Origin of the sequence: Chryseobacterium cheonjiense (assembly GCF_012927265.1) — a bacterium.
Taxonomy (GTDB): Bacteria; Bacteroidota; Bacteroidia; order Flavobacteriales; family Weeksellaceae; genus Chryseobacterium; species Chryseobacterium cheonjiense.
The window spans coordinates 626515-650003 of sequence record NZ_JABBGF010000001.1 but is presented as its reverse complement, the minus strand read 5'-3'; the positions used below and the strand labels follow the sequence as shown (position 1 = coordinate 650003).

16 protein-coding genes are annotated in these 23489 nt (G+C 38.2%); 9 read left to right on the top strand and 7 right to left on the bottom strand.

Annotation, left to right across the window (positions count from 1 at the left end):
- Positions 1 to 34 precede the first annotated feature (34 nt).
- On the bottom strand, positions 35 to 4711 hold the full coding sequence (dnaE, locus tag HHL20_RS03105) for a DNA polymerase III subunit alpha (protein ID WP_169229722.1): 4677 nt from the start codon (positions 4709 to 4711) through the stop codon (positions 35 to 37).
- A 254-nt stretch (positions 4712 to 4965) separates the two neighbouring features.
- On the opposite strand from dnaE, the gene HHL20_RS03100 reads away from it, so the two are divergent.
- The 3 genes from HHL20_RS03100 to HHL20_RS03090 all read left to right on the top strand — a co-directional run bounded on the left by HHL20_RS03100 (position 4966) and on the right by HHL20_RS03090 (position 10357).
- A complete protein-coding gene (locus HHL20_RS03100; RefSeq protein ID WP_169229721.1) occupies positions 4966 to 7071 on the top strand; it encodes a S8 family peptidase in 2106 nt (701 codons plus the stop codon).
- A gap of 84 nt (positions 7072 to 7155) precedes the next feature.
- Positions 7156 to 9228 (top strand): alpha-ketoacid dehydrogenase subunit alpha/beta, encoded by a 2073-nt coding sequence (locus HHL20_RS03095; RefSeq protein WP_169229720.1) that lies wholly within the window; start codon positions 7156 to 7158, stop codon positions 9226 to 9228.
- Positions 9229 to 9325: 97 nt separating this feature from the next.
- The gene (locus HHL20_RS03090) at positions 9326 to 10357 is read left to right on the top strand and encodes a bestrophin family protein (protein ID WP_169229719.1); all 1032 of its coding nucleotides are present in this window, start codon (positions 9326 to 9328) and stop codon (positions 10355 to 10357) included.
- 201 nt (positions 10358 to 10558) lie between these two features.
- Here HHL20_RS03090 and HHL20_RS03085 read toward each other — a convergent pair whose 3' ends face one another.
- Positions 10559 to 11017, bottom strand: a complete 459-nt coding sequence (locus HHL20_RS03085; protein WP_169229718.1) for an Lrp/AsnC family transcriptional regulator — start codon at positions 11015 to 11017, stop codon at positions 10559 to 10561.
- Positions 11018 to 11170: 153 nt separating this feature from the next.
- On the opposite strand from HHL20_RS03085, the gene HHL20_RS03080 reads away from it, so the two are divergent.
- The gene (locus HHL20_RS03080) at positions 11171 to 12397 is read left to right on the top strand and encodes an aminotransferase class I/II-fold pyridoxal phosphate-dependent enzyme (protein ID WP_169229717.1); all 1227 of its coding nucleotides are present in this window, start codon (positions 11171 to 11173) and stop codon (positions 12395 to 12397) included.
- 359 nt (positions 12398 to 12756) lie between these two features.
- On the opposite strand, the gene HHL20_RS03075 is transcribed toward HHL20_RS03080, so the two are convergent.
- On the bottom strand, positions 12757 to 13761 hold the full coding sequence (locus HHL20_RS03075; protein WP_169229716.1) for a glycosyltransferase: 1005 nt from the start codon (positions 13759 to 13761) through the stop codon (positions 12757 to 12759).
- Between the two features lie 214 nt (positions 13762 to 13975).
- Between HHL20_RS03075 and HHL20_RS03070 the strand changes: the two genes are divergently transcribed.
- The 3 genes from HHL20_RS03070 to HHL20_RS03060 are packed head-to-tail and all read left to right on the top strand — an operon-like array spanning position 13976 to position 16728.
- Positions 13976 to 14983, top strand: coding sequence for an SDR family NAD(P)-dependent oxidoreductase (locus HHL20_RS03070; RefSeq protein ID WP_169229715.1), 1008 nt, complete (start codon positions 13976 to 13978; stop codon positions 14981 to 14983).
- A 37-nt stretch (positions 14984 to 15020) separates the two neighbouring features.
- A complete protein-coding gene (locus tag HHL20_RS03065; protein WP_169229714.1) occupies positions 15021 to 15827 on the top strand; it encodes a helix-turn-helix domain-containing protein in 807 nt (268 codons plus the stop codon).
- 1 nt (position 15828) lies between these two features.
- Positions 15829 to 16728, top strand: coding sequence for a hypothetical protein (locus HHL20_RS03060; RefSeq protein WP_169229713.1), 900 nt, complete (start codon positions 15829 to 15831; stop codon positions 16726 to 16728).
- Here HHL20_RS03060 and HHL20_RS03055 read toward each other — a convergent pair whose 3' ends face one another.
- From HHL20_RS03055 to rpsO, 4 genes are all read right to left on the bottom strand, one after another.
- Complete coding sequence (locus tag HHL20_RS03055) at positions 16729 to 17124, bottom strand: branched-chain amino acid ABC transporter substrate-binding protein (RefSeq protein ID WP_169229712.1); 396 nt, start codon at positions 17122 to 17124, stop codon at positions 16729 to 16731.
- 62 nt (positions 17125 to 17186) lie between these two features.
- Positions 17187 to 17621, bottom strand: coding sequence for a cold shock domain-containing protein (locus HHL20_RS03050; protein WP_072886276.1), 435 nt, complete (start codon positions 17619 to 17621; stop codon positions 17187 to 17189).
- A 696-nt stretch (positions 17622 to 18317) separates the two neighbouring features.
- Positions 18318 to 20549 carry a polyribonucleotide nucleotidyltransferase gene (locus tag HHL20_RS03045; RefSeq protein WP_169229711.1) on the bottom strand — a complete coding sequence of 744 codons (2232 nt, stop codon included), beginning with the start codon at positions 20547 to 20549 and terminating at the stop codon, positions 18318 to 18320.
- 291 nt (positions 20550 to 20840) lie between these two features.
- The gene (gene rpsO, locus HHL20_RS03040) at positions 20841 to 21110 is read right to left on the bottom strand and encodes a 30S ribosomal protein S15 (RefSeq protein WP_029295270.1); all 270 of its coding nucleotides are present in this window, start codon (positions 21108 to 21110) and stop codon (positions 20841 to 20843) included.
- Positions 21111 to 21280: 170 nt separating this feature from the next.
- Here rpsO and HHL20_RS03035 point away from each other — a divergent pair, with 170 nt between their 5' ends.
- Both HHL20_RS03035 and mgtE read left to right on the top strand, forming a co-directional pair.
- The gene (locus HHL20_RS03035; RefSeq protein WP_228463078.1) at positions 21281 to 21835 is read left to right on the top strand and encodes a pyruvate decarboxylase; all 555 of its coding nucleotides are present in this window, start codon (positions 21281 to 21283) and stop codon (positions 21833 to 21835) included.
- A 313-nt stretch (positions 21836 to 22148) separates the two neighbouring features.
- Complete coding sequence (gene mgtE, locus HHL20_RS03030) at positions 22149 to 23471, top strand: magnesium transporter (protein WP_169229710.1); 1323 nt, start codon at positions 22149 to 22151, stop codon at positions 23469 to 23471.
- The last annotated feature ends 18 nt before the right edge of the window (positions 23472 to 23489 follow it).

Here is a 23489-nt window from a genome sequence, read left to right as displayed (position 1 = left end):
CTTAATAGCCGTTTTATAATATATCTTTTAAAATTTAATTTAAATAAAATTCATACTTATTGAGCAGTTGAATTTCTTTAATCAACTCACCGCTGAGATGCACCGAATGCTTCATCGACTGGACTTCAAGATGCTCTTCACGCTCCTCTTCCGTACTTTTAATATAAAACTTAAGTTTCTGACTGCCCTGATTACGATCAAGAACAGTTCTGAAAAAGGTAAGATCTTCAGGCCTGAAATCCATCACATCCATTACCAGAGAAATACTTTTGGCAAATCGCTCAAATGCTTCCTGAAGCTCAATGACATCTGTTACATTTACAAAAACCCTTCCGTCTTTAACCTGAGCAAATTTGATCTTAAAGATCACAAAACGCTGTACTTCCAGCTTTTCTTTCAGTCGCATGTAATCACGGTCTCCCAACCTGAAAGAATAAGATCCCGAATAATCTTCAAGCGTTACGAAAGCCACCTTTTCACCGCTTCTGAAGCCATCTTTGACCACATATTCAGTAATCAGACCCGCAACGGTATATTCTTTTCCGCCACCGCCATTCTCTCTTTCTTTCTGTATGGTTTTCCAGTCTTTCTTTTTTTCTTCAAACAATTCTTCCTGAGTACCGGAGAAAGCCTGCTCTTTATAAGCATCCACCTCATCGAGATTCAGAAAATGAAACACGCCTTTAGGTTCTGCCTTCTTAGTAACTTCTTCAATAAGCTCTTCTTCTTCGCCCGCCACTATATCATCGGAGACAATTTCTACAAGTGCAGTCACATCTTCAGGAGCATCCTGCTCAAGAACTGGAGTTTCATCTACTACCAATTTCACTTCTTCTTCTTTTTCAAGAACGGCTTTTTTAGAAAGCTGGCCCTGCATAAACTGATATTGATATTTGAATTCATCCAGTGGGTGAGCAGAAAGATAGAATCCGATAATTTCCTTTTCCTTATTTAATTTATGCATATTCGGCCATTCCGGGCAGGGCGCCAATTTCGGCTGTTCAATCTGAACCTCTTCCGCAAAATCAGCAAAAAGAGAATTCTCCATCTCATTCTTACTTTCCTGAAAGCTCTGCCCGTAGCGGATTAATCTTTCCAGATTTGTTCTTCCAGCCATGTCGATGTCAAAATACTGGCCTCTGTGGAAAGAATCCAATTCATCAAAAGCTCCGGCCAGTACTAAACTTTCTGCTACCCTCTTGTTCATTTGTGAAGGAAGAATTCTTTCAAAAAAATCATAAATATTTTTGAATCTCCCATTGGCTCTTTCTCTTGTAATAGCTTCACTGGGACCTTCTCCAATTCCTTTTATCGCTCCCAGACCAAAACGGATCTGCCCCTTTTCGTTTACCGAGAATTTATATTGGGATTCATTAACATCGGGCCCTAAAACATCCACGCCCATACTTTTACAATCTTCCATGAACATGGTAATTGATTCGGTATTGTTAATGTTATTACTCATTACGCTCGCCATATATTCAGCCGGGTAATTTGCTTTCAAAAAGGCTGTTTGATAGGCAATAAATGCGTAACAGGTAGAGTGCGATTTATTGAAAGCATACTCTGCAAAGGCTTTCCAGTCATTCCAGATTTTTTCTAATCGCTCTTCATCAAGATTATTTTTTCTTCCGCCTTCGATGAATTTTGGATACATCTTATTAAGAACATCAATCTGCTTTTTACCCATTGCCTTTCTCAGCGTATCGGCTTCACCTTTGGTAAAGTTGGCCAGCTTCTGGGATAAAAGCATTACCTGCTCCTGATATACGGTAATACCGTAAGTTTCTTTTAAATATTCTTCGGTTTCCGGTAAATCGTAAACAATTTCTTCGATTCCGTGTTTTCTGTTGATGAAATTCGGGATATACTTAATCGGGCCGGGACGATATAATGCGTTCATGGCTATAAGATCTGCAAAAACCGTAGGTTTCAGTTCTCTCATATACTTCTGCATCCCCGGACTTTCATATTGGAAAATCCCGATCGTACGCCCTTCTTTAAATAACTGATAAGTTTTTGTATCATCAAGCGGAATCAAATCGGGGTCAATATCCACACCGTGCTTTTCTTTCACCAGCTTTAATGCATCTTTAATGATCGTAAGGGTTCTGAGACCCAAGAAGTCCATTTTCAGAAGACCCGCACTCTCCGCAACGGAGTTATCAAACTGGGATACTAAAATATCCGCATCTTTTGCCGCAATAGTAACGGGAACCAGATTACTTACGTCTTCCGGCGTGATAATCACCCCGCATGCGTGAATTCCCGTATTACGGATACACCCTTCCATTTTTTTCGCACTTGCCAGAACATCATGTCGAGGGTCTGCAGGACTATCCAGAACAAACCTCATTTCATCAACGAGCATCTGCTCTTCCGGTTTTAATTTATCATATTTTGCCAATGCTTTCGCAATATTCATTCCGGGTGTGGAAGGAATCAGTTTGGCTATATTATTGGTGTCAGGAATTGGTACATCCAGTACTCTTCCGGCATCTTTAATCGCAGATTTCCCTCCCAAAACAGAATAAGTAATAATCTGGGCAACCTGGCTTTGACCATATTTATCAATTACCCACTTAATAACCCTGTCACGACCTTCGTCGTCGAAGTCGATATCAATATCCGGCATGGAAACCCTCTCCGGATTGAGAAAACGCTCAAAAAGGAGATCATATTTAATAGGATCTACATTTGTAATTCCGATACAGTACGCCACCGCAGACCCTGCAGCAGACCCCCTTCCCGGGCCTACCCATACTCCCATTTTTCGGGCTTCATTACAAAAATCCTGTACAATAAGGAAATATCCGGGATAACCTGTATTGGCAATTACTTCAAGCTCGAAATCAAGACGTTCTTTAATTTCTTCTGTGATTCCCGTGTCTTTATATCTATTTTTAGCGCCTTCATACGTTAAGTAGGTAAGATAAGCCATTTCTCCACGTTTTCCTCCGTCAAGTTCATCTTCAGCATGCACAAATTCCTGAGGAATATCAAACTTCGGAAGCAAAACATCCCTTTTAAGGGTATAAGGCTTGAACTTCGCAGTAAATTCTTCATACGCATCAAAAGCATCAGGATAAGCAAGAAATGCTTCCTTGATCTCATCTGAATTTTTAATGTAATATTCGCCTGTGGCAAGACCTCTTCTTTTACCAAAGCCTTTACCAACGGGCGTTGACAGCTTTTCACCATCTTTGATACAGCTGACAATATCCTGAATATTAGAATCGTCTTTGTTGGTGTAAAACGTTTCGTTCTGCGCCAGAATTTTAACATTATATTTATCTGCAAAATGAAGGAGTACATCATTCAAATGTTCTTCTTCAGGCAGTTTGTGGTTTTGTATCTGAACATAAAAATCATCTCCGAAAGTATCTTTCCACCATTTGAAAAGCTCCTCTCCTTTTTGTTCACCAGTATTTAAAATAGCATCGGGAATATCTCCGTTGATTCCCGAAGTTAAAGCAATAACTCCTTCTTTATATTGAGCAATCAGCTCACGGCTAACCCTGGGAACTCCAAAATAAAATCCTTTCAAAAATCCGATACTTGAAAGTTTTGCCAGGTTTTTATATCCGTTAAAATCTTTCGCCAGCAGCACAACTTGCGTCCTCCGGTCCGGATCATCTTTGGTAAACTGTTTCTGCTCGTAACGGTCTGAAATATAAAACTCACAGCCAACAACAGGAATTAATGGCTCCGACACAGGTTCAGCTTCATTGAATGCATCGCCTTTTTCTTCGGCTTCCTGTTTTTTTGCTAAATATTCCTTATGTTTTTTAGCACGATCTGAATTAGCACCTTCTACTGCGGAAACAAATTTGAAAGCGCCCATCATATTTCCCAAATCCACCATTCCGACAGCCGGGAAGTTATCATCGGTGGCTTTTTTAATCAGATCATTAATGCTGGAAGTCGCCGATAATGTTGAAAAAACACTGTGATTATCAAAATTGAAATATTTTCCCAGATCAATTTCATCAATACTTCCAAAATCCTGCTGTTTCTTTTTATTATGGAAATCCGCAACCTGCCTTCTGATAACAATATTGAAAGGATTAATCGGTTCGGGATAGAGCGTCTTGAAATAAGCAAGCTGATCTTCGGAAATCTTTAAAATTTCTGCCGGAATCACGCCTATTCTCATCATCTCAAAGAACACCTGAGCCGTAGCATTTACGTCAGCTGCGGCATTGTGAGCCTCATCAAATTTATGTCCGTAAAGCTTTTCGTAAAGCTCCTCCAGTTTCGGAGGTTTGAATCTGCCTCCCCGACCTCCTCCAAGCTGACAGAAATCGGTTCCCAGCACCATGGTATCTGCTCTTGGTTTCTCCTGAAGGTTGTCTTTAATATTTTTACGGTAAAATTCGGCTCCAACGATATTGTAGTCGAACTCAACATTATGTCCGGAAACCACTCTTACTTTTTCTAATACTTTAGAAAATTCATTTAAAATTTCCGTTAGGTCTCGTCCTTCTTCATTGGCTATTTTAGTAGTAATTCCGTGAATTCTTGCAGCGTTGAAAGGAATATCATATCCTTCCGGTTTTATAATATAATCCTGATTTTCAATAAGTGTTCCATCATCATCATGCAGCTGCCATGCAATCTGAACCATTCTTGGCCAGTTGTCTGAGTCTGAAAACGGAGCGTTGAAATTCTTTGGTAAACCTGTTGTTTCTGTGTCAAAAACTAAATACATGTACTTTCTAGCTTTTATTAAAAGAGTATGTAAAGTTACTTTAATTTTTCCGATGTCAGTCTCAAATTTAAGTTGTTTTGAAGACAAACGACATTTTTGGCTTATCAATATTTACAAATAAAAAAGCATAATTATTATATTATTTTAAGATTAATTAAAATTTAGCAGTATCATTCAAAATATCATCAATTAATTATGTGAATTAATGAGTTTTATATATATTTGCCAATTAATTATTGTAATTATTAATTGGCATGAAGAGAAATCTAATCTTGATCAGTACGTTGTTATATTTATCAGCGTATGCACAAAAAAACAATGAAAATTTAAGAAGGGAGTTTGAACAGCAAAAAGTTGAAAATGAAAAAAAGTTTGATACTTATGCTGAGAGAGTATATGGGAAAAATCCTGATCCGGAAACAAAGAAAAAAATAGATTCATTAAAGTCACGTTTAGGAGGATTTAATTTTGACGTACCTTATTTTTTACAGGAACAAGATACAAGACAATTAATGAATTCCAATTCTGATCTGCTCAATACATCCGGAAACATTACTGGACTTACGGGTGCATTTAACGGCGAAAATATTAAATATACGATATTTGATGGCGGAAGAATATATGAAGCTCACACAGCGTTCAATAATGCAGCAGGAAGAATTAGCAATAAAGAAGCAAGCACACAAAGCTATTCTGATCATTCAACAGGAGTAGGGAGCTTTATCGGAGGGAAAAGCGTTAGTTTAACCAGTGGAGGTGTTACTGTAGGAAATGCGAAAGGTGTTGCAATAAATTCTACAATGGACAGCTACATGTTCAGCACTACCACTCTGCCTGGAGATCTTTCGACCAGTAATGTTTTCCAAAAAATACTCGTTTCCCAACCTAATATTTCCAACCACTCATATGGAGTAAATTCAGGGTGGACAGAAAATTACGACACCAATGGAAATATCAGTTCTTATGTATACAATGGCTCTAAGGCAGGAAATATATTCTATGACCTTCAGGGTACTTACAATACAAATGATTATAATTATGACATGCTGGTAAATAATAATCCATCCCTTATAATTGTAAAATCGGCAGGAAATTATTTCAACATGGGCCCAGCGAATGCTTCTTCAGCCATTCCCAAATATTACGCATCTTCAGGGAGTGCAGTAGCATTCACCGCAAGCGATACCATACCGCCTAATAACTGTTCTCAAGGATACGACTGTATAGGAACCGGATCTCTTGCAAAAAACATTATTGTGGTAGGGGCTACTGATATTATTTCCAACAATAATTTTCGTTATACAGATTCATTTGATGTAGTGCATTCAGATTACAGCAGCGCTGGTCCGCGAGATGATGGAGGAATAAAACCGGATATTTCTACTGTAGGAACAAATGTTTTGTACGCAGCTACTTCGGCAACAGGAAGTACTACATGGTCATCTGGAAGCGGTACTTCTTTTTCCGCACCTATTGTAACAGGAATTATCGGACTTTGGACACAAATTAATAAGCAGCTTTTCAATAATGCATTATTGAATGCTGCATCAGCGAAAGTACTTACCATTCACTCTGCATCCGAGGCAGGAAATATCGGGCCAGATCCATGGTTCGGATGGGGATTTATTGATGCTAAAAAAGGAGCAGAATTACTGGTAGGAAAGTCTAACAATACTGTTATTTTTGCTGATGAAACCTTAAGCAGCGGAGTTAAAAACAGTAAAACGGTTACTGCAAAAGGTGGCGAGCCATTAAAAGTTACTATCAGCTGGATTGACCCTAAATATACGCCAAATTACCAGCTTGTATCTGATGTGTACAACAACAGAACATCAAAACTTATTAATGATCTTGATCTGAGAATTATAGATCTTACTACCAATACTATATATTATCCTTGGAAACTTGATGCCAATAATCCATTAAACCCTGCAACAAAAGCAGATAATACAGTGGACAATGTTGAGCAGGTTGTCATTGATAATGCTGTGGCTAATAGAAATTACAGAATTGAAATTACAAACAAAGGTACGCTTGTTAATGATGCAGGGACCCCTGCACCACAGAATTATTCGATTATGGTAACCGGACAAACAGCATCCGTACTGGCAACCAATGATCTTACAAAAGAGGATGGATTAGTTATTGCACCGACTCTTACAAAAGATTTTGTAAAAGTATTAAAAGCTCCTAAGAAAGCTGTCTTTAATGTTTATGACCTTTCAGGCAAAAAACTTCAGACCGGAACGATTAAAAATAACGAAGAGATTATCGACCTTAGTTCTTATACAAAAGGAATATACGTAATAGAGGTTAAAACAGATAAAGATACTGTATCGAAAAAAGTAATTAAAGAATAACAGTTTTGTTATCTAAATTAAAACAATAAGCAAAAACACTAACACTTGTTAGTGTTTTTGTTTTTTTGTTTATCTTTGCTTTCTATGGAAAATACACTTCACGAAAAAGTTTCTCAGGAGATTCTGCTTAAAGCTTACAATCATATGATGCTGGCCAAAGCAATGGCAGATATTTACGAAGAAAACAGAAATGTTACCAAATACGTTCATAGCACGTCAAGAGGCCACGAAGCCATTCAGCTGGCCACTGCCTATCAATTAAAAAAAGAAGACTGGGTATCACCTTATTACAGAGACGAAAGCATTCTTCTGGGAATTGGTTTTGAACCTTATCAGTTGATGCTGCAGTTGCTCGCAAAGGCTGAAGACCCGTTTTCCGGAGGAAGATCTTATTACTCCCACCCTTCAAGCAGAGACGAAAACAAACCTAAGATTATTCATCAGAGCTCTGCGACCGGAATGCAGACGATTCCTACCGCCGGTGTAGCTCAAGGAATAAAATATATCGAGAATTTTAATCTTCAGCAGTTTGAGAACAATCCTGTTGTTGTATGCAGTCTCGGAGACAACTCCGTTACAGAAGGCGAAGTGAGTGAAGCGCTTCAGTTTTCAGCATTACATCAGCTTCCGATTATTTTCCTGGTTCAGGATAATGAATGGGGAATTTCCGTTACCAAGGATGAAGCAAGAACCTGCGATGCTTACGATTTTGTAGCCGGATTTACAGGTCTCAGCAGAATGAGAGTAGACGGCACCGACTTTATCGAAAGTTTTGAAGTCATGAAAAAAGCGGTAGATTTTGTACGTAATGAAAGAAAACCTTTGGTTGTTTGTGCAAAAACCGTTCTTATCGGACACCATACTTCGGGAGTAAGACGAGAATTTTACAGAGATGAGAATGATTTAGCAAAACACAGGGCCAAAGATCCGGGAGAAATCCTCAGAAACCAGTTGCTTGATTCTGGCGTTGATGAAGAATTATTAAAACAAATAACCAAAAAAGCGCGGCTTGAGGCAGAAGAAGCTTTCGAAAGAGCTAAAAATGCAGCAGACCCGAAACCTGAAACCGTAATGAATCACGTTTTTGCGCCTACTCCGATTACAGAGGAGGTTGGGACACGCGAACCGGAAGGCGGTGAAAAGATCGTGATGGTAGATGCTGCCATTCATGCTATTCAGGAGTTGATGTGGAAACATCCGGAAGCTTTGTTATACGGACAGGATGTTGGAGAAAGAATTGGCGGAGTTTTCCGTGAAACCGTGACATTAGGAAAAAAATTCGGGAGCAAAAGAGTGTTCAATACTGCCATCCAGGAAGCTTATATCATCGGTTCTACCACAGGGATGAGCGCAGTAGGACTGAAACCGATTGTTGAAGTTCAGTTTGCCGATTATATTTATCCGGGAATCAATCAATTGATTACGGAAATTTCAAAGTCGAATTATCTGAGCCAGGGAAAATTCCCGGTAAGCAATATCATCCGGGTGCCAATCGGTGCTTACGGTGGAGGCGGGCCTTACCACAGCGGAAGCGTGGAAAGCATTCTTGCCAACATCAAAGGAATAAAAATAGCATATCCAAGCAATGCCGCAGATTTTAAAGGTCTGTTAAAAGCAGCCTATTATGACCCGAATCCGGTTATTATGCTGGAGCATAAAGGCCTTTATTGGAGCAAAGTTCCGGGAACCGAGGATGCAAAAACAATAGAACCGGCAGAAGATTACATCTTACCTTTCGGGAAAGGAAAAATCATCATCGAAGCGGATAAAGAGGAAATAGAAAAAGGCAGAACTTTACTGGTTGTAACTTATGGAATGGGTGTTTACTGGGCTAAAGAAGCCGCAAAAAATTTCGGCGGAAAAGTAGAAGTGATCGATCTAAGAACATTAATTCCGCTTGATGAAGAATTGGTTTTTGAAAGAGTAAAGGCACACGGAAAATGTATCGTTTTAACGGAAGAGCAGCTTAACAATTCATTTGCAGAAGCTTTTGCCCACAGAATTTCCAAAAACTGCTTCAAATATCTTGATGCTCCTGTGGAAACTATGGGCTCCCTTGATGTTCCGGCAGTTCCTATCAATCTCATTTTAGAGAAAGAAATGTTGCCAAACGCAGAAAAGCTAAGCGCAAAAATCGACGAAATGCTGAAATATTAATTCAGAATAAAATAAAAAATAAGCCTCTAAAAAATTAGGGGCTTTTTTTGTATGCTTTTTGTTACATTTAATCATCTTTAGAAAATGTGTAACAATTATGATCACTACAAAATACGTCAATTACAGGCAGGTTCTCAATTTATCAGGATTTCATCTTATTCTTATATCTCTTTGGTGCACGCTGATAGCTGTTCTTTTTCACTTTTTTAATTGGCAATGGATGATCATACCTTGGGTTCCCGTCGCATTGATCGGTACAGCGGAAGCTTTCCTGGTTGGTTTTAAAAATAACCAGGCCTACGACAGATTGTGGGAAGCCAGAAAAATATGGGGCGGAATCGTGAACTCGAGCCGGATGCTAGGTTCTATGGTTTCTGCTTTTGATACCGGTAACGAACAGGTTGGAAAGTTTGATCTCGAAGACCACAGAAAGAAAATAGTATACCGACATATTGCGTGGCTTTACCAATTGCGTGAACAGCTCCTAATCCCCACTGAATGGGAGCATATTAAAGTAGAAGAAGATCAGTTAAAAAATGTTGACCAGAAAAGAAATCGCTTGATTAAAGCAGGATTTCCCGATTATGGAAGAACTCCTATATTCCTCAATAAATATTTATCTGAAGAAGAAGCAGAACAGCAGGCCCACTACAAAAATTTTACCACCTACCTTATCGCACAGCAGTCGAAGGACATTAATGAACTAAAGAATATGGGGGTAATTTCAGGATTTAATCACATGCAGCTACAAGATTGCCTGAATGAATTTTATACGTTACAGGGACAGGCTGAGAGAATCAAGAAATTCCCATTGCCGAGACAGTTTGCCAGTACTGCTTTTGTATTTAATGTTATTTTTATCATGCTGCTTCCGCTAGGTCTGGTAAGCGAATTCGCCAAACTGGGCGATTGGGGAATCTGGGCGTCTATTCCTTTTTGTATTACAATCGGATGGATTTACATCATCATGGAACTGGTTGGTGATTATTCGGAAAACCCTTTTGAAGGGCTCATGTTTGATATACCGATGCTTTCGATCTGCAGAACGATAGAAATAGATTTACTGCAAATGACCGGAGACACAGAACTTCCGGATCCGATTGCTTCTAAAAATGGTGTTTTGGTATAGTTAAAACTTTTATTGAAATAAAAGACTGAGGCCTAGCCCCGATTGCAGCTTTGTCTGAGCTCATTTTTTTGGTTTCAGCGCGGCGGCTTCGCCGCCGCGCTGAAACCAAAAAAATAGCGAGTGCGGAAAGCGGGAATGGCTCCTTAAAAATAAAATCAGGAACAATTCGAGTTAAAGGATTCTGGAAATACTATATTACAATTACAAAACAATGGCCGTTGTATTTTTCACTTCAGAGATCATAAACGAGCTGTGGGTGCTTGCAATATGCTGCAGGGTAGTAAGTTTGGAGAGCATAAAATTCCGGTAATCTTCCATATCTTTTACGGCAATTTTCAGGATATAATCGTAATCACCGCTTACGTGGAAACATTCCGTTACTTCGTGCAGATTCATAATTTCCCTTTCAAACTGCAGGACGTATTCTTTTTTGTGCTGTGTCAGTTTCACGTGGCACAGCACGATAAAATTCCTGTCAATTTTATGACGGTCCAGAATGGCAACATATTTCGAAATCACGCCCGTGTTTTCCAGTTTCCGTATGCGTTCATAAACAGCGGTTACAGACAAACCCAGTTTGTAAGACAGCTCTTTGGTGGTCTGCTTAGAATCTTCCTGCAAAAAAAGGAGCAGTTTCTTATCCGTATCATCAAGTGCCATAGATAATTTTTTGTTAAAAATTTATATTCATCAAATATAATAAACTTTATTTCTACCAAAATACAACTTAATAGATTTATATTCTATAAAATTCATTTTACCTTGTAAAAAAATGGGAATACTTTCATATTAGCAACGGAAAAATTATATCATATGAAAGATTTTAACGCGGCAAACGAAATTCAGGATTTACAGTATTTCGGTGAATTTGGTGGTGTGAACCCATCAATCTCAGACAGTTCAACCTATACATTTCTTTCTGCAAAAACAATGTTCGATACATTTGAAGGAAATGCGGAAGGCTGTTATTTGTATTCAAGACATTCTTCTCCCATGAATCTGTATCTTTCCGAGGCCCTTGCCAAAATGGAAAATACGGAAGCTGCAAACGTTACGGCTTCAGGAATGGGTGCCATTACTTCTGTTCTTTTACAGGTATGTAAATGCGGAGATCATATAATCTCCAGCAGAACAATTTACGGAGGAACGTATGCTTTTATGAAAAATTTTCTTCCGCCATTTAATATTGAAACAACATTCGTAGACATCAATAATTTTGACTCTATTGAAAATGCCATCCAGCCAAACACAAAGATTATATATTGTGAAAGTGTGAGCAATCCGCTTCTTGAGGTTGCTGACCTTAGAAAATTATCTGAAATCTGTAAAAAACATAACTTACAACTGATTGTTGATAATACGTTTTCACCACTTTCCATCTCACCTTCTTTACTGGGAGCGGATATTGTGATCCATTCCCTTACAAAATTCATCAACGGGAGCAGCGATACCGTTGGTGGTGTATACTGTGGAACTCAGGAGTTCATCAACGACACCAAAAATGTGAATACCGGAGCATGTATGTTGTTGGGACCTACCATGGACAGCCTGCGTTCTGCAAGTATCCTGAAAAACCTGAGAACCCTTCATATCAGAATGAAGCAGCACAGCCATAATGCCATGTATCTTGCTGAAAGGTTTGAAAACGACGGGCTGAGAGTTTCTTATCCCGGACTGAAATCTCACAAAAACCATGAACTGATGAAAAGCATGATGCATGAAGAATATGGCTTTGGAGGTTTGCTGACTCTTGATGCCGGCACTACTGAAAAAGCCAACGAACTGATGGAGATGATGCAGCAGGAAAACCTGGGATATCTTGCCGTAAGCCTGGGATTCTATAAAACTTTATTTTCATGTTCAGGAAGCTCAACTTCTTCTGAAATTCCGGAGGAAGAACGTGCAGAAATGGGAATCTCGGACGGACTGATCCGGTTTTCCATTGGTCTCGACCATGATATCGAAAGAACTTACGAAAAGATGCGGGAATGCATGCTCAAAACAGGCATTCTCAACCATGAAACCATATTTACATCTTAATTTTATTGTCAAGGCTGTCGTGATCACGACAGCTTTTATTTTTTAATAAAGTTTAACGCTTTGACGTTATCTTAAAAGCATCCAGACATAGTTTTTGAAATGCACTGATGAGATACTTCTAAGAGAGAAACTTACTGCATTAAATGAAAATTAAACCATATCTGCAAAATCTATGTAATCTACGGAAGAAAAATCAAGAATTTGAAATATTAAACAGCAAAAGACGGATGATTAAGGTTGAAAGCTAAAGCCAACAAAATTTTAAAATTTACATTTTTGAAGTGAAACATTTTAAATATAAAAAATTGTTGCTCAGATTCTTCCAGAATGACAATTTGAATGTTTATAAAGTAATTAAATTAATTTTTATGAAAATGCTTCGGAAACGCGTCTTCCGGTTTCATTCTGAAAACATTCAGCAAGACCCAGGATTTTAAAAATCCGTACCCGTATGAAAACATCTGGATGTATGTAGATATTACCGCCATTCCGGCAATGCTGATATTTTTGGTAACAAACAGTGCATGAAAAAGCACCGTGAAGGTGTACAACCCATAAAAGGCAAGAATAATGCCTTTTCCCATGAAGAAATACTCAAGGAAGCCCATGATATAACCCAATAAAAACAAGGTTGGAAAAGCAAAGGATATTTTCACGTAATTTGGATGTCTCTGGTTCAGGATGGGCCTTGCACATCCGAACTGATACACCTGTTTTGAGAATTTTCCGAAGTCTACCCTTCTCTTGTGATAAACGGCAATATTATCGAAGAAAGCAGTGGTATATCCGTTTTCCCAAAGCGTCATGGAAAGGTCCGGATCCTCTCCTATTCGCATTTCAGAGAAACCACCTACTTTTTCAAAAACTTCTTTCTTTACACCCATATTAAAACTTCTCGGTTGAAACTTCGATACAGCCTTTTTATTCCCTCTGATTCCGCCGGTAGTAAAAACGGAAGTCATGGAATAGGAAATGGCTTTCTGCATCAGGTTAAAGCCTTTATGCGCCTTATCTGCACCGCCGAAGGCATCACACGGGATTTCGAGAATATCTTTTTTAATATTTTCGATATAATCTTTCTCCACGATCACATCACTGTCAACAAAAACCAGCCATTCATTGGCTGCCCTTCTCGCCCCGTAATTCCTGGAAAGTCCCGGCCCGGAATTGTCTTTCCTGAAGTACCTGATCGTTAAAAATGTTTTAAAATTTTCAATCACAGGCCGCAGATCAATCAGCGAACCATCATCTACAATGATAATTTCGAAATCTTTATCAGTCTGTGAAGTAAGAGAAGTCAGGAGCTCAAAAAGCTCATCTTTACGGTTAAAAATAGCAACAACTATGGAAATGGTAGGACTCAAATCTGAAAATTTTTCAAAATTACTTATTCACGAAGGAATGCGCAACGCATTTATGATAATTTATAAATTGAAAGGAGGATTTAACAGAATTAGATCAGGATGCTAAAAAACATTTTTTCTTGTGAAATTTTAAACAAAATAAATTGACATTTTAAACAAAACGAAAAAACGCTGGCTAATCTACCTTTGTCTCAGTTAATAAAAATATTTAAAAATGAGACTTAGTAAATCACAACGTCCTATCAATTCGGGATTTAACGCACAATCAACAGCAGAAGAAGTCATCACCGAAATTAATTTATCCGGAAAAACCGCAATCGTAACGGGGGGCTATGCCGGAATAGGACTTGAAACAGTAAAAACACTCACAGAAGCCGGAGCTTCCGTCATAGTACCCGCAAGAGACCTTGAAAAGGCAGAAAAAAATCTTTCAGGTTTAAACAATATCAAAATTGAAAAACTGGACTTAATGAATCCGCAATCTATCAGTAATTTTGCAGACCGGTTTTTAGATTCGGGAAGAAATCTGGATATGCTGATCAATAACGCAGGCATTATGTGGGTTCCTTTGAGAAGGGACAGCCGCGGAATCGAATCGCAACTGGCAACGAATTACCTGGGGCAGTTCCATCTTACTGCAGCATTATGGGAAAGCCTGAAAAATGCAGACGAAGCAAGAGTAATCAATGTTTCATCTTACGGGCACCAGATGTCGCCATTTGACTTTAATGATCCCAATTTCGAGAACAGGACCTATGAAACGCTGCTGGGTTACGGACAATCGAAAACAGCCAGCAATCTTTTTGCAGTGGCTCTTGATGAAAGAGCAAAAAAATTCAATGTTCGTGCCTATGCTGTACATCCCGGCTCAGTATACGGCACAGATCTGGGAAGAGAGGAACCCATCGATCTGTATATCCAGATGGGAACTCATGATGCAGACGGGAAAATAAAACCCGAAGTTCAGGCTCAATTAAAAACCATCCCGCAAGGAGCTGCCACAACAATTTGGTGTGCTACAAGTCCTGAACTGAAAGATATCGGTGGCGTTTATTGTGAAAACTGTGATATCGCCGAAATTGATCGCGGACAAATTGAACACAGATATGACGACCCATCCACAATCAGGGGAGTTCAACCCTACTCCATAGATTTGAATTTGGCAGAAAAGCTCTGGATCCTCAGCGAAGAGATGACCGGTATAAAATTCGAAACGGAATAATTCTTTTAATTAAATTTACCCAGGAAAATGTTTACCTATGGATTTTCAGATTAAATACATCACTCCGGATATTAAGCTTTCAACGTATAACGACAAACTCTTCAAAACAGAAACGGTTTTTGAATTTCACATGCTGGTCTGGTTTATCTCAGGGGAAACAAAAATCATTCAGGCAGACAAATCGTATCTTTTCAAAGCCGGTGACATTTTCCTGATTCCCAGAAATCATCTCGCAACCATCATCAATTATCCAAAAGACGGACTTCCGCACAAAGCGGTAGTCATGCACCTCACCACAGAACGGCTGAAGGATTTCTATTCTAATATTGGAATCCCGAAAAAAGATTCATCTGAAAAAAATACCATTCGTAGTTTTGAAAAACATCCTTTATTGGAAAGCTGTCTCGCATCACTCATTCCCTATTTCGATCTTACGGAATCTTTCCCCGAAAATATTGCAGCATTAAAAATTACGGAAGCCATAAGTATTTTAAGGGCGATCGACAAAACCATTGATTGCATTCTCGGTAATTTTGAAGAACCCGGAAAAATCGATCTGGTGGATTTTATGGAAAAAAATTACATGTTCAATATGCCGCTGGAGAGATTCGGGTATTTGACGGGAAGAAGCCTGTCTACCTTTAACAGGGATTTCAGAAAGGTTTTTCAGGTAACACCGCAACGGTGGCTTACCCAGAAACGGCTGGAACTTGCATTTTATCATCTTTCTGAAAAAAGTAAAAAACCGTCGGATGTTTTTATGGAAGTGGGCTTTGAAGATCTGTCGCATTTTTCTTATGCCTTTAAAAAACAATACGGCTTTGCTCCATCACTGGTAAGATAATATGAAAAAAGAGAAATTTACGGATTTCTTTTTTTTATTTACTTTTACCATTAAATTAAAAGACATGAATGGTTTCAAAGAGTTCTGGTATTCAATGAAAGTTTTTATCATTTCATTACTTACTAATCTTACGCTTCTCACTTTATTTTATTATATCTTTAACATCCGTCAGTTCCCCCCAAAATTCGGAAGGGAATTTTGGATAATTACCTCTGTAATCTCGTTGTCTGTAACCTTTTTTGTAAAAAAAAACAGAGTAATGCGATCCGGTTACTCTTCTTTCCGAAAAAGTGTTATTATTTTCTCTTCGATGTTCTGTACATTTATGATCATGCTGTTTAGTATAGATTTATTATCACTTTATAATACGAAAACAAAAGAAATAGCAAATATTGAAGAAGTATACACTACCAATAGCAGAGGTCTTACAATCCGGAATTTTGATATTATCATAAGTCCTATGATTTATTCTGGTATTAAAAGTAGAAAAAAACCGGTATCCAAATATGCACAGGTTGTTTTCACATATCCTTTTCAATCAAAAAATCAAGATATCTTTTATTGTCTCATCTTTAAAAAACAAATTGACCGAAATTCTGATGAGGAGAATCGAAAACAGCAACTGAATGAACTTGTTGTATACACAAGAGATACGATAATGAAAAATTATAATTTTCAAAAAATAAAAAACTTTGAATACATCACCAAAATGTCTCCTGAATATCGCGATATTTCGGAAGCACTACCGGAAGGTCAAAAGGCAGTCCTTTTAAAACCCGTTATTACGCCTGTAGAAGAAAAAGCAAAGGAGGAAATAATATCCATGATACGGGCTATACTCATTGTATTTTTTGGATATATCGCTATTTTTCTTCTCAGCAGAGTGCCGAACTGGAAATGATCAGAACATCACCGATTTAAAATAAATCCACAGAAATAAAGATACACACAGCGTAGCTATCGAAAGACTGAACAACAGCCACTGAAAAACACTTTTAAAATAATACTTCCCAAAAAGATACAACACAAAGAAAATAACCACCGAAACAGCAAAGCCTAAAACCGAAACTATAGCAACGGACTGGATATAATTTCCTGAAACAGGAGGATTTCTAAAAACAAAAAAGAAAAGAACAGCTGAAATGATATACAATACTGCGCTTATCTTTTCAAAGACATATTTTCTTTTCTTCTTCTTATCAGGCAGATCATAATGAATCGAGTCTGAAGAACCACCGTTAAACAGGTTAAGCGCATTACTACACAGGTCTAAAAAATTAAAAAAGTCGAAATTCATAGGTTGAATTTCGACAAATTTAAAAATTTATTCGGTACACCGGAAGAAGCTTCCGGGTAATTTTATTTCACCAGCTGAATTTCCGCTGCGGAAAATCCTTTCGGTGATTTTTCTTTCTCGTAAGAAACTTTGTTTCCTTTTTTCACAGGTTCTGCACAGTTGTTACTGTGGAAGAAAATATTTTCCTTCGTTTTGTCTTCCGTGATAAAACCGTATCCTTTTTCGCTTAAAAAAGTAACGATTCCTGTTTTTCTGAGTTCCTCCGCCTCGATAGGAGCTGCACCCAATTGGATGTCATCAATGTTGATCTCAGCTTTTTCCCCCTGATCCGGTGGAGTTGAAGTCAATTGACCGTTTGCGTCTACATACATAAACATCTCGTCAAGACTTTTACCTTTGTTGTTGCTCGATTTACGCTCTTCACGTTTCAGAGCTTTTTCCTTTTGTTTTTGAACTTTCTTTTTGAAATTTTCTTTTTTAGAAAAAGAATCCGCCATATATTATTATAAAATTTAGTTGTTACCTGAATACATTTTCCGTTGCAGGAAAAGAAATAAAAAGTTTGAATAAGATCTCTGATTATGCCTTACAATAAGCGCTTAAAATGAAATAGTATTAAAATCTGTCAGCTGTAAAAGCAAAAAAAACCGATTGAAAATAGAAATCTAAACTGTTACAGAGAAAGGTTGTTTCCTTTTATTATCATACAAAGATACGAAAAAACATCCAAACTTCCTATTAATGAATTGGATCTCAATTTGTTTTTAGGCTAAAGCTTTATGAAATAGTATACATATGAGCAAAAATTAAGTGAATGAACTACCTCAAAAGTCAAATCAATTTTTACGCGTTCTGTCATTACGAGGAACGAACGATCTCTTATAAATAAGATTATGGTTTTCAGTATCTTTTTGTTTATAGAACTATATATTTGAAAAAACTAATTTAAAACTTTTAAAAACCATAAAACTTAATGTTAGATCAGTCATTTCAAGCTCAAATTTTAATCTTATCTTTTTTAAAGTAAAATAGAATAAGGAACTATAAAGAATTAATATTCTTGCGCGGTAAAATTTATTTCTCCCAACGAAAATAATCTTACTCATCCATACCGGTTCATAAAGCCGTATGGCAAAAAGAAAATCCCTCAGAAAATACTTCTGAGGGATTTTTATATTTAAGATCATAACGTCTTATGCTTCAGCTGAAGGATCATTGTTTTCCGCAGGCTTTTCACCCTGAGGTCTTTGTCCTTCCGGTCTGTTCGGTCTTCCTTCTCCTTCCGGCCTTGGTTTCCCTTCCGGCTTCGGAGGTCTTGGCAATAATACTTTTCTGGAAAGCTTCATTTTCTTACGGTCGTCATAACCCATAAATTTCACTTCCACTTCATCTCCTTCTTTATAAGGAACCTTATCCAGACGCTTCCACTCGATTTCCGAGATGTGAAGAAGTCCTTCCGTTCCTTTTGCGATCGCTACGAAAGCACCGAAATCCATGATCTTCACTACCTTTCCGTTGTATACCTGTCCTACAACCGGTACAAAAGTGATCTCATTGATCTTCGCCACAGCAGCATTGATCTTCTCTCTGTCGGTACCTGCAATTTCAATACGTCCGATTTCTCCGATCTCTTCAATCGCGATAACCGTATCCGTATCTTTCTGCATCTGCTGAATGATTTTTCCACCAGGCCCGATTACAGCACCGATGAAGTCTTTCGGAATTTCCATCACCACCATTTTCGGAGCGTGTGGTTTTACGTCTGCTCTAGGTTCAGCAATCGTTTCCGTGATTTTATTTAAAATATGTAATCTCCCGTCTCTTGCCTGCATCAACGCTTTTTCCATGATGTCCATAGAAAGCCCCTGGATCTTGATATCCATTTGGCAAGCTGTGATACCGTCTGCAGTTCCGGTTACTTTAAAGTCCATATCCCCAAGGTGATCCTCATCTCCTAAGATATCAGAAAGTACGGTAAATTTACCGGATTTCGTATCGGTGATCAATCCCATTGCAATCCCGGAAACAGGTTTTGTAATCTGCACCCCTGCATCCATCAATGCCAATGTTCCTGCACAAACCGTTGCCATGGAAGACGAACCGTTGGATTCAAGAATATCGGAAACAATTCTGATGGTGTATGGGTTTTCTTCAGGAATTACAGCCTGTAGTGCTCTTTGAGCCAGGTTCCCGTGTCCTACTTCTCTTCTGGAAGTACCTCTTAAAGGTCTTGCTTCACCTGTTGAGAACGGCGGGAAATTATAATGTAAAAAGAATTTCTCATCGTGCTGAGAAATCACGCTGTCTACCATGTTGGCATCTTTTACGGATCCTAGTGTTACAGCCGTTAAAGACTGGGTTTCCCCTCTTGTAAAGATCGCAGAACCGTGAGCTCCCGGAAGATAGTCAATTTCAGACCAGATCGGACGGATCGTTTGCGGATCACGGCCGTCCAGACGGATATTGTCTTCAAGGATCATCTGGCGCATTGCTTCTTTTTCTACATCGTGGTAATATACTTTGGCGAAAGGCGTTACTCTTTCCAGCTCTTCAGCATTTTCAACATACTGAGCCAGGAACTCGTCAAACACCGCCTTGAATTTTTCGTGTCTTTCTTCTTTTCCGGATGGTGTTTTTGCTACTTCATATACTTTATCATAGCATTCTTTCCATACTTTTTCGCGGATCGCTTCATCATGAATTTCATGTGAATATTCTCTCTTAGGGAAGGCTTTTCCAGCCTTCTCGGCAAGTCTTTCCTGAGCTTCGATCTGCTTTTTGATTTCAGCGTGTGCGAAGATGATGGCTTCCAGCATTTCCTGCTCAGAAATTTCCTTCATCTCCCCTTCTACCATTACGATAGAATCTTTGGTAGCTCCAACCATGATATCCAGTTCAGAATCCTTCAACTGTTCATAGCTTGGATTAATGGCTAATTGACCGTCAAATCTTACTACTCTCACTTCAGACATCGGTCCGTTGAAAGGAATATCGGTAATGGCAATAGCTGCAGAAGCGGCCAACCCTGCAAGATCATCAGGAATTGTTTTTCCGTCATAAGAAATAAGTGAAATCATCACCTGAACTTCAGCATGGAAATCTTCAGGGAAAAGCGGTCGCAGTACCCTGTCTACAAGACGCATCGTTAAAATTTCCTGATCTGAAGGTCTTGCTTCTCTGCGGAAAAAGTTTCCTGGGATTCTCCCTCCTGCATAGAATTTTTCTCTGTAATCTACTGTTAATGGTAAAAAATCCACTCCCGGATTTGCTTCCTTATTGGCAACAACAGTGGCTAAAAGCATTGTTCCGCCACATTTTACAACTACGGATCCGTCGGCCTGTTTTGCCAGCTTCCCCGTTTCAATAATAATTTCTCTGCCGTCTGCAAGAGTAATCGTTTCTGTAAACGCTTGAGGTATACTCATAAAAATTGTCTTCTTGTACCCCGTATTGAGTACGATTAATATTTAAACTTTTTAAATTTTCGATGCAAATTTAATGTAATTATTTGGATATAGCACCTCATTGAGCCAAAATCCGTATGAAAATGGCGGCTAATTTTATGTTTTAATAACTATATTCATTAAAACGGATTCCAGAAAAACAGATTTCGGAAGACCGGAATTACATTTTGCAAAGTTCATCATTTTGCGGCTCATTACAGAGCAAAAAAAAGCAACTTCTTTCGAAGCTGCTCTTTTGAAAATCTTTGTAGATTACTTTCTTAAACCTAGTTCAGCAATAATTGCTCTATATCTTTCGATATTTTTATTTTTAAGATAATCTAATAATCTTTTTCTTTTACCTACCAATTTCACCAAAGATCTTTCTGTGTTGTAATCTTTGTGATTGCTCTTTAAATGAGCAGAAAGGTGGTTGATTCTGAAAGTGAAAAGTGCAATTTGTCCTTCAGCACTTCCTGTGTCTTGTGCAGATTTTCCGTGTTTTGCGAAAATTTCCTGCTTTTTTTCTGTATTTAAGTACATTCCAATATTATTTAAATGATTATTATGTAACGGCTGCAAAAGTACGACATTTTTTTAATTCTGCAAAAATTATTGATTTCATAAATTGATTTTGATAGAAAAAAATGTTAAATATTTCTTAAAAAAATTATGTAATTCTGTTAAAAGGCAGTAATTTTGCATGGTATTTCATGATGAGAAAATCTACTGCTTTCATACTACTCGCCATTATTATCTTTTCAGGCTCTTCTTTGCTGAAAGCGCAGAACAACCATGAGACAAAGATAAAAAAAGTTTTATACTTCAATCCGCAGGTTGAACCTGATATCGAGGAGATTAAAGAACCTACCAATACGGCATTTTTCAGTGCTGTTTCCGATAATTTAAGCGAAAGAAAAAACAGAATGCTGAAAACTGAAACCCAGATTTCTTTTGACAGCATTGATAAAAAAACCATCGCAGATTACTGTCTGAATAATGATGCTGATTTTGCCGTTATCCCAAAAGTAAAATATTTCAAAGTGGGAATCGGAAAATATGTTTTTTCCAATCAGGTAGTCGTAAGCATGAAACTTTTTGATGCCCACGGAAATCTCATTACAGAGACCGATTACGACACGTACAGGAAAAACATGAGACTTTTAGGGTCTACGGTGAATTCTGTAAAAATCGGCACCAACGGAGCGATTAAAGATATCCTGAAACAGCTGCGCAAGATCAAACCTTCTTCTGAGAATGGTTTTTAACTCTGATTAATTCAATCCGACTAAATCTTACCTAAACCGATTACAATAAATTGTATGCACATCATTGAATTTCATTAAATTATATTCAACATTTAGTGAATAATTAAATTTATTTTATTATTTTAGTTATACAATTCATTTCAAACTATCTCAATTCAAAATTCTTCTTACACTCGCAGTATTGTGGGTGTTTTTTATTTAACCGGAATGTGCAATTTTCAATTGCAGGAGTTTAATAAATTCTTAAATTTATAGCAGTATTGCCTTGTTTTAAAAATTTGAGTTATTTTTGCATATCCAAAAAAACAACGTGTTGAATTCTAAAGACGAACTTATCTTCAATCCCGCCGATATTGCCGAAACTCTTAGCGAATTGCACGCTGACGAGAGGCTTTTGGCGTTCCTGAAAGTTCCGAAAGAATACAAAGCTGAAGTTTTTTCCCACCTTGATCCTGATTTTCAGGAAGAAACGATCCGAAGCATCGGAAGTGATGAAGTATCCGAGATCCTCAATGCCATGACTCCCGATGACAGAACGGCGTTATTTGAAGATTTTCCGGATGAGCTTATCAAATATTCCATTAATCATCTGAATCCGCAGGAAAGAAGGATAGCGCTGAAGTTATTGGGATATGATTCCGATTCCATTGCCCGGCTGATGACGCCTTATTATATTCAGATCCGTAAGGAATGGACGATCAAAAGATGTCTTCAGCAGATCAAAAAAGTGGGCAGCAAGGTGGAAACGATGAATTACCTATATGTCGTTGATGAAAGAAACCGGCTGATTGATGATATTGCGTTAGGAAGTTTACTTCTTGCCGAAGAAGATACTTTGGTTTCTGAAATTACCGATAACCATTTCGTTGCCATCACTACCACGACTTCAAAGGAAGATGCCGTTCAGTATTTTGAAAAATACGACAGAGCAGCTCTCCCGATTGTTACGGAAGCCGGAGTTTTGGTAGGCATTGTAACGATTGACGACATTCTCGACCAGATCGAACAGCAAAACACGGAAGATATTCAGAAGTTTGGGGGTCTTGAAGCACTGGATCTTCCATATACCCAGACTTCACTGATCGAAATGGTAAAAAAGCGAGGAATGTGGCTGATTATCCTTTTCTTCTCCGAAATGCTCACTGCTTCAGCGATGGGCTATTTTGAAGATGAAATTCAAAAGGCAGTTGTTCTGGCACTTTTTGTTCCTCTGATTATATCCAGCGGCGGAAATTCCGGTTCTCAGGCTGCTACACTGATCATCAGAGCGATGGCGCTCCAGGAGATCGGACTGAAAGACTGGTGGTATGTGATGAGAAAAGAGATATTCACCGGGTTATTTCTTGGCGGTATTTTGGGGATTATAGGATTCCTGAGGATTATGATCTGGCACAAAGCAGGATTTTTTGATTACGGGATGCACTGGGCTTTTGTAGGTTTAAGCGTAGGATTTTCCCTGGTCCTGATTGTTCTTTGGGGAACGCTCTCCGGCTCTATGGTTCCGTTTATTCTTAAAAAATTAAAGCTTGATCCCGCAACTTCTTCGGCTCCATTCGTAGCAACGTTAGTGGATGTTACCGGACTTATTATCTATTTTTCAGTTGCCGGGCTTTTCTTAACGGGCAAACTTTTGTAATCTAACAATAAAGTCTTA

What these genes read in the sequence shown, in the direction of transcription:
- dnaE (WP_169229722.1), bottom strand. Translation starts at nt 4,711, where the DNA reads ATGTATTTAGTTTTTGACACAGAAACAACAGGTTTACCAAAGAATTTC.
- HHL20_RS03100 (WP_169229721.1), top strand. Translation starts at nt 4,966, where the DNA reads ATGAAGAGAAATCTAATCTTGATCAGTACGTTGTTATATTTATCAGCG.
- HHL20_RS03095 (WP_169229720.1), top strand. Translation starts at nt 7,156, where the DNA reads ATGGAAAATACACTTCACGAAAAAGTTTCTCAGGAGATTCTGCTTAAA.
- HHL20_RS03090 (WP_169229719.1), top strand. Translation starts at nt 9,326, where the DNA reads ATGATCACTACAAAATACGTCAATTACAGGCAGGTTCTCAATTTATCA.
- HHL20_RS03085 (WP_169229718.1), bottom strand. Translation starts at nt 11,017, where the DNA reads ATGGCACTTGATGATACGGATAAGAAACTGCTCCTTTTTTTGCAGGAA.
- HHL20_RS03080 (WP_169229717.1), top strand. Translation starts at nt 11,171, where the DNA reads ATGAAAGATTTTAACGCGGCAAACGAAATTCAGGATTTACAGTATTTC.
- HHL20_RS03070 (WP_169229715.1), top strand. Translation starts at nt 13,976, where the DNA reads ATGAGACTTAGTAAATCACAACGTCCTATCAATTCGGGATTTAACGCA.
- HHL20_RS03065 (WP_169229714.1), top strand. Translation starts at nt 15,021, where the DNA reads ATGGATTTTCAGATTAAATACATCACTCCGGATATTAAGCTTTCAACG.
- HHL20_RS03060 (WP_169229713.1), top strand. Translation starts at nt 15,829, where the DNA reads ATGAAAAAAGAGAAATTTACGGATTTCTTTTTTTTATTTACTTTTACC.
- HHL20_RS03055 (WP_169229712.1), bottom strand. Translation starts at nt 17,124, where the DNA reads ATGAATTTCGACTTTTTTAATTTTTTAGACCTGTGTAGTAATGCGCTT.
- HHL20_RS03050 (WP_072886276.1), bottom strand. Translation starts at nt 17,621, where the DNA reads ATGGCGGATTCTTTTTCTAAAAAAGAAAATTTCAAAAAGAAAGTTCAA.
- HHL20_RS03045 (WP_169229711.1), bottom strand. Translation starts at nt 20,549, where the DNA reads ATGAGTATACCTCAAGCGTTTACAGAAACGATTACTCTTGCAGACGGC.
- rpsO (WP_029295270.1), bottom strand. Translation starts at nt 21,110, where the DNA reads ATGTACTTAAATACAGAAAAAAAGCAGGAAATTTTCGCAAAACACGGA.
- HHL20_RS03035 (WP_228463078.1), top strand. Translation starts at nt 21,281, where the DNA reads ATGATGAGAAAATCTACTGCTTTCATACTACTCGCCATTATTATCTTT.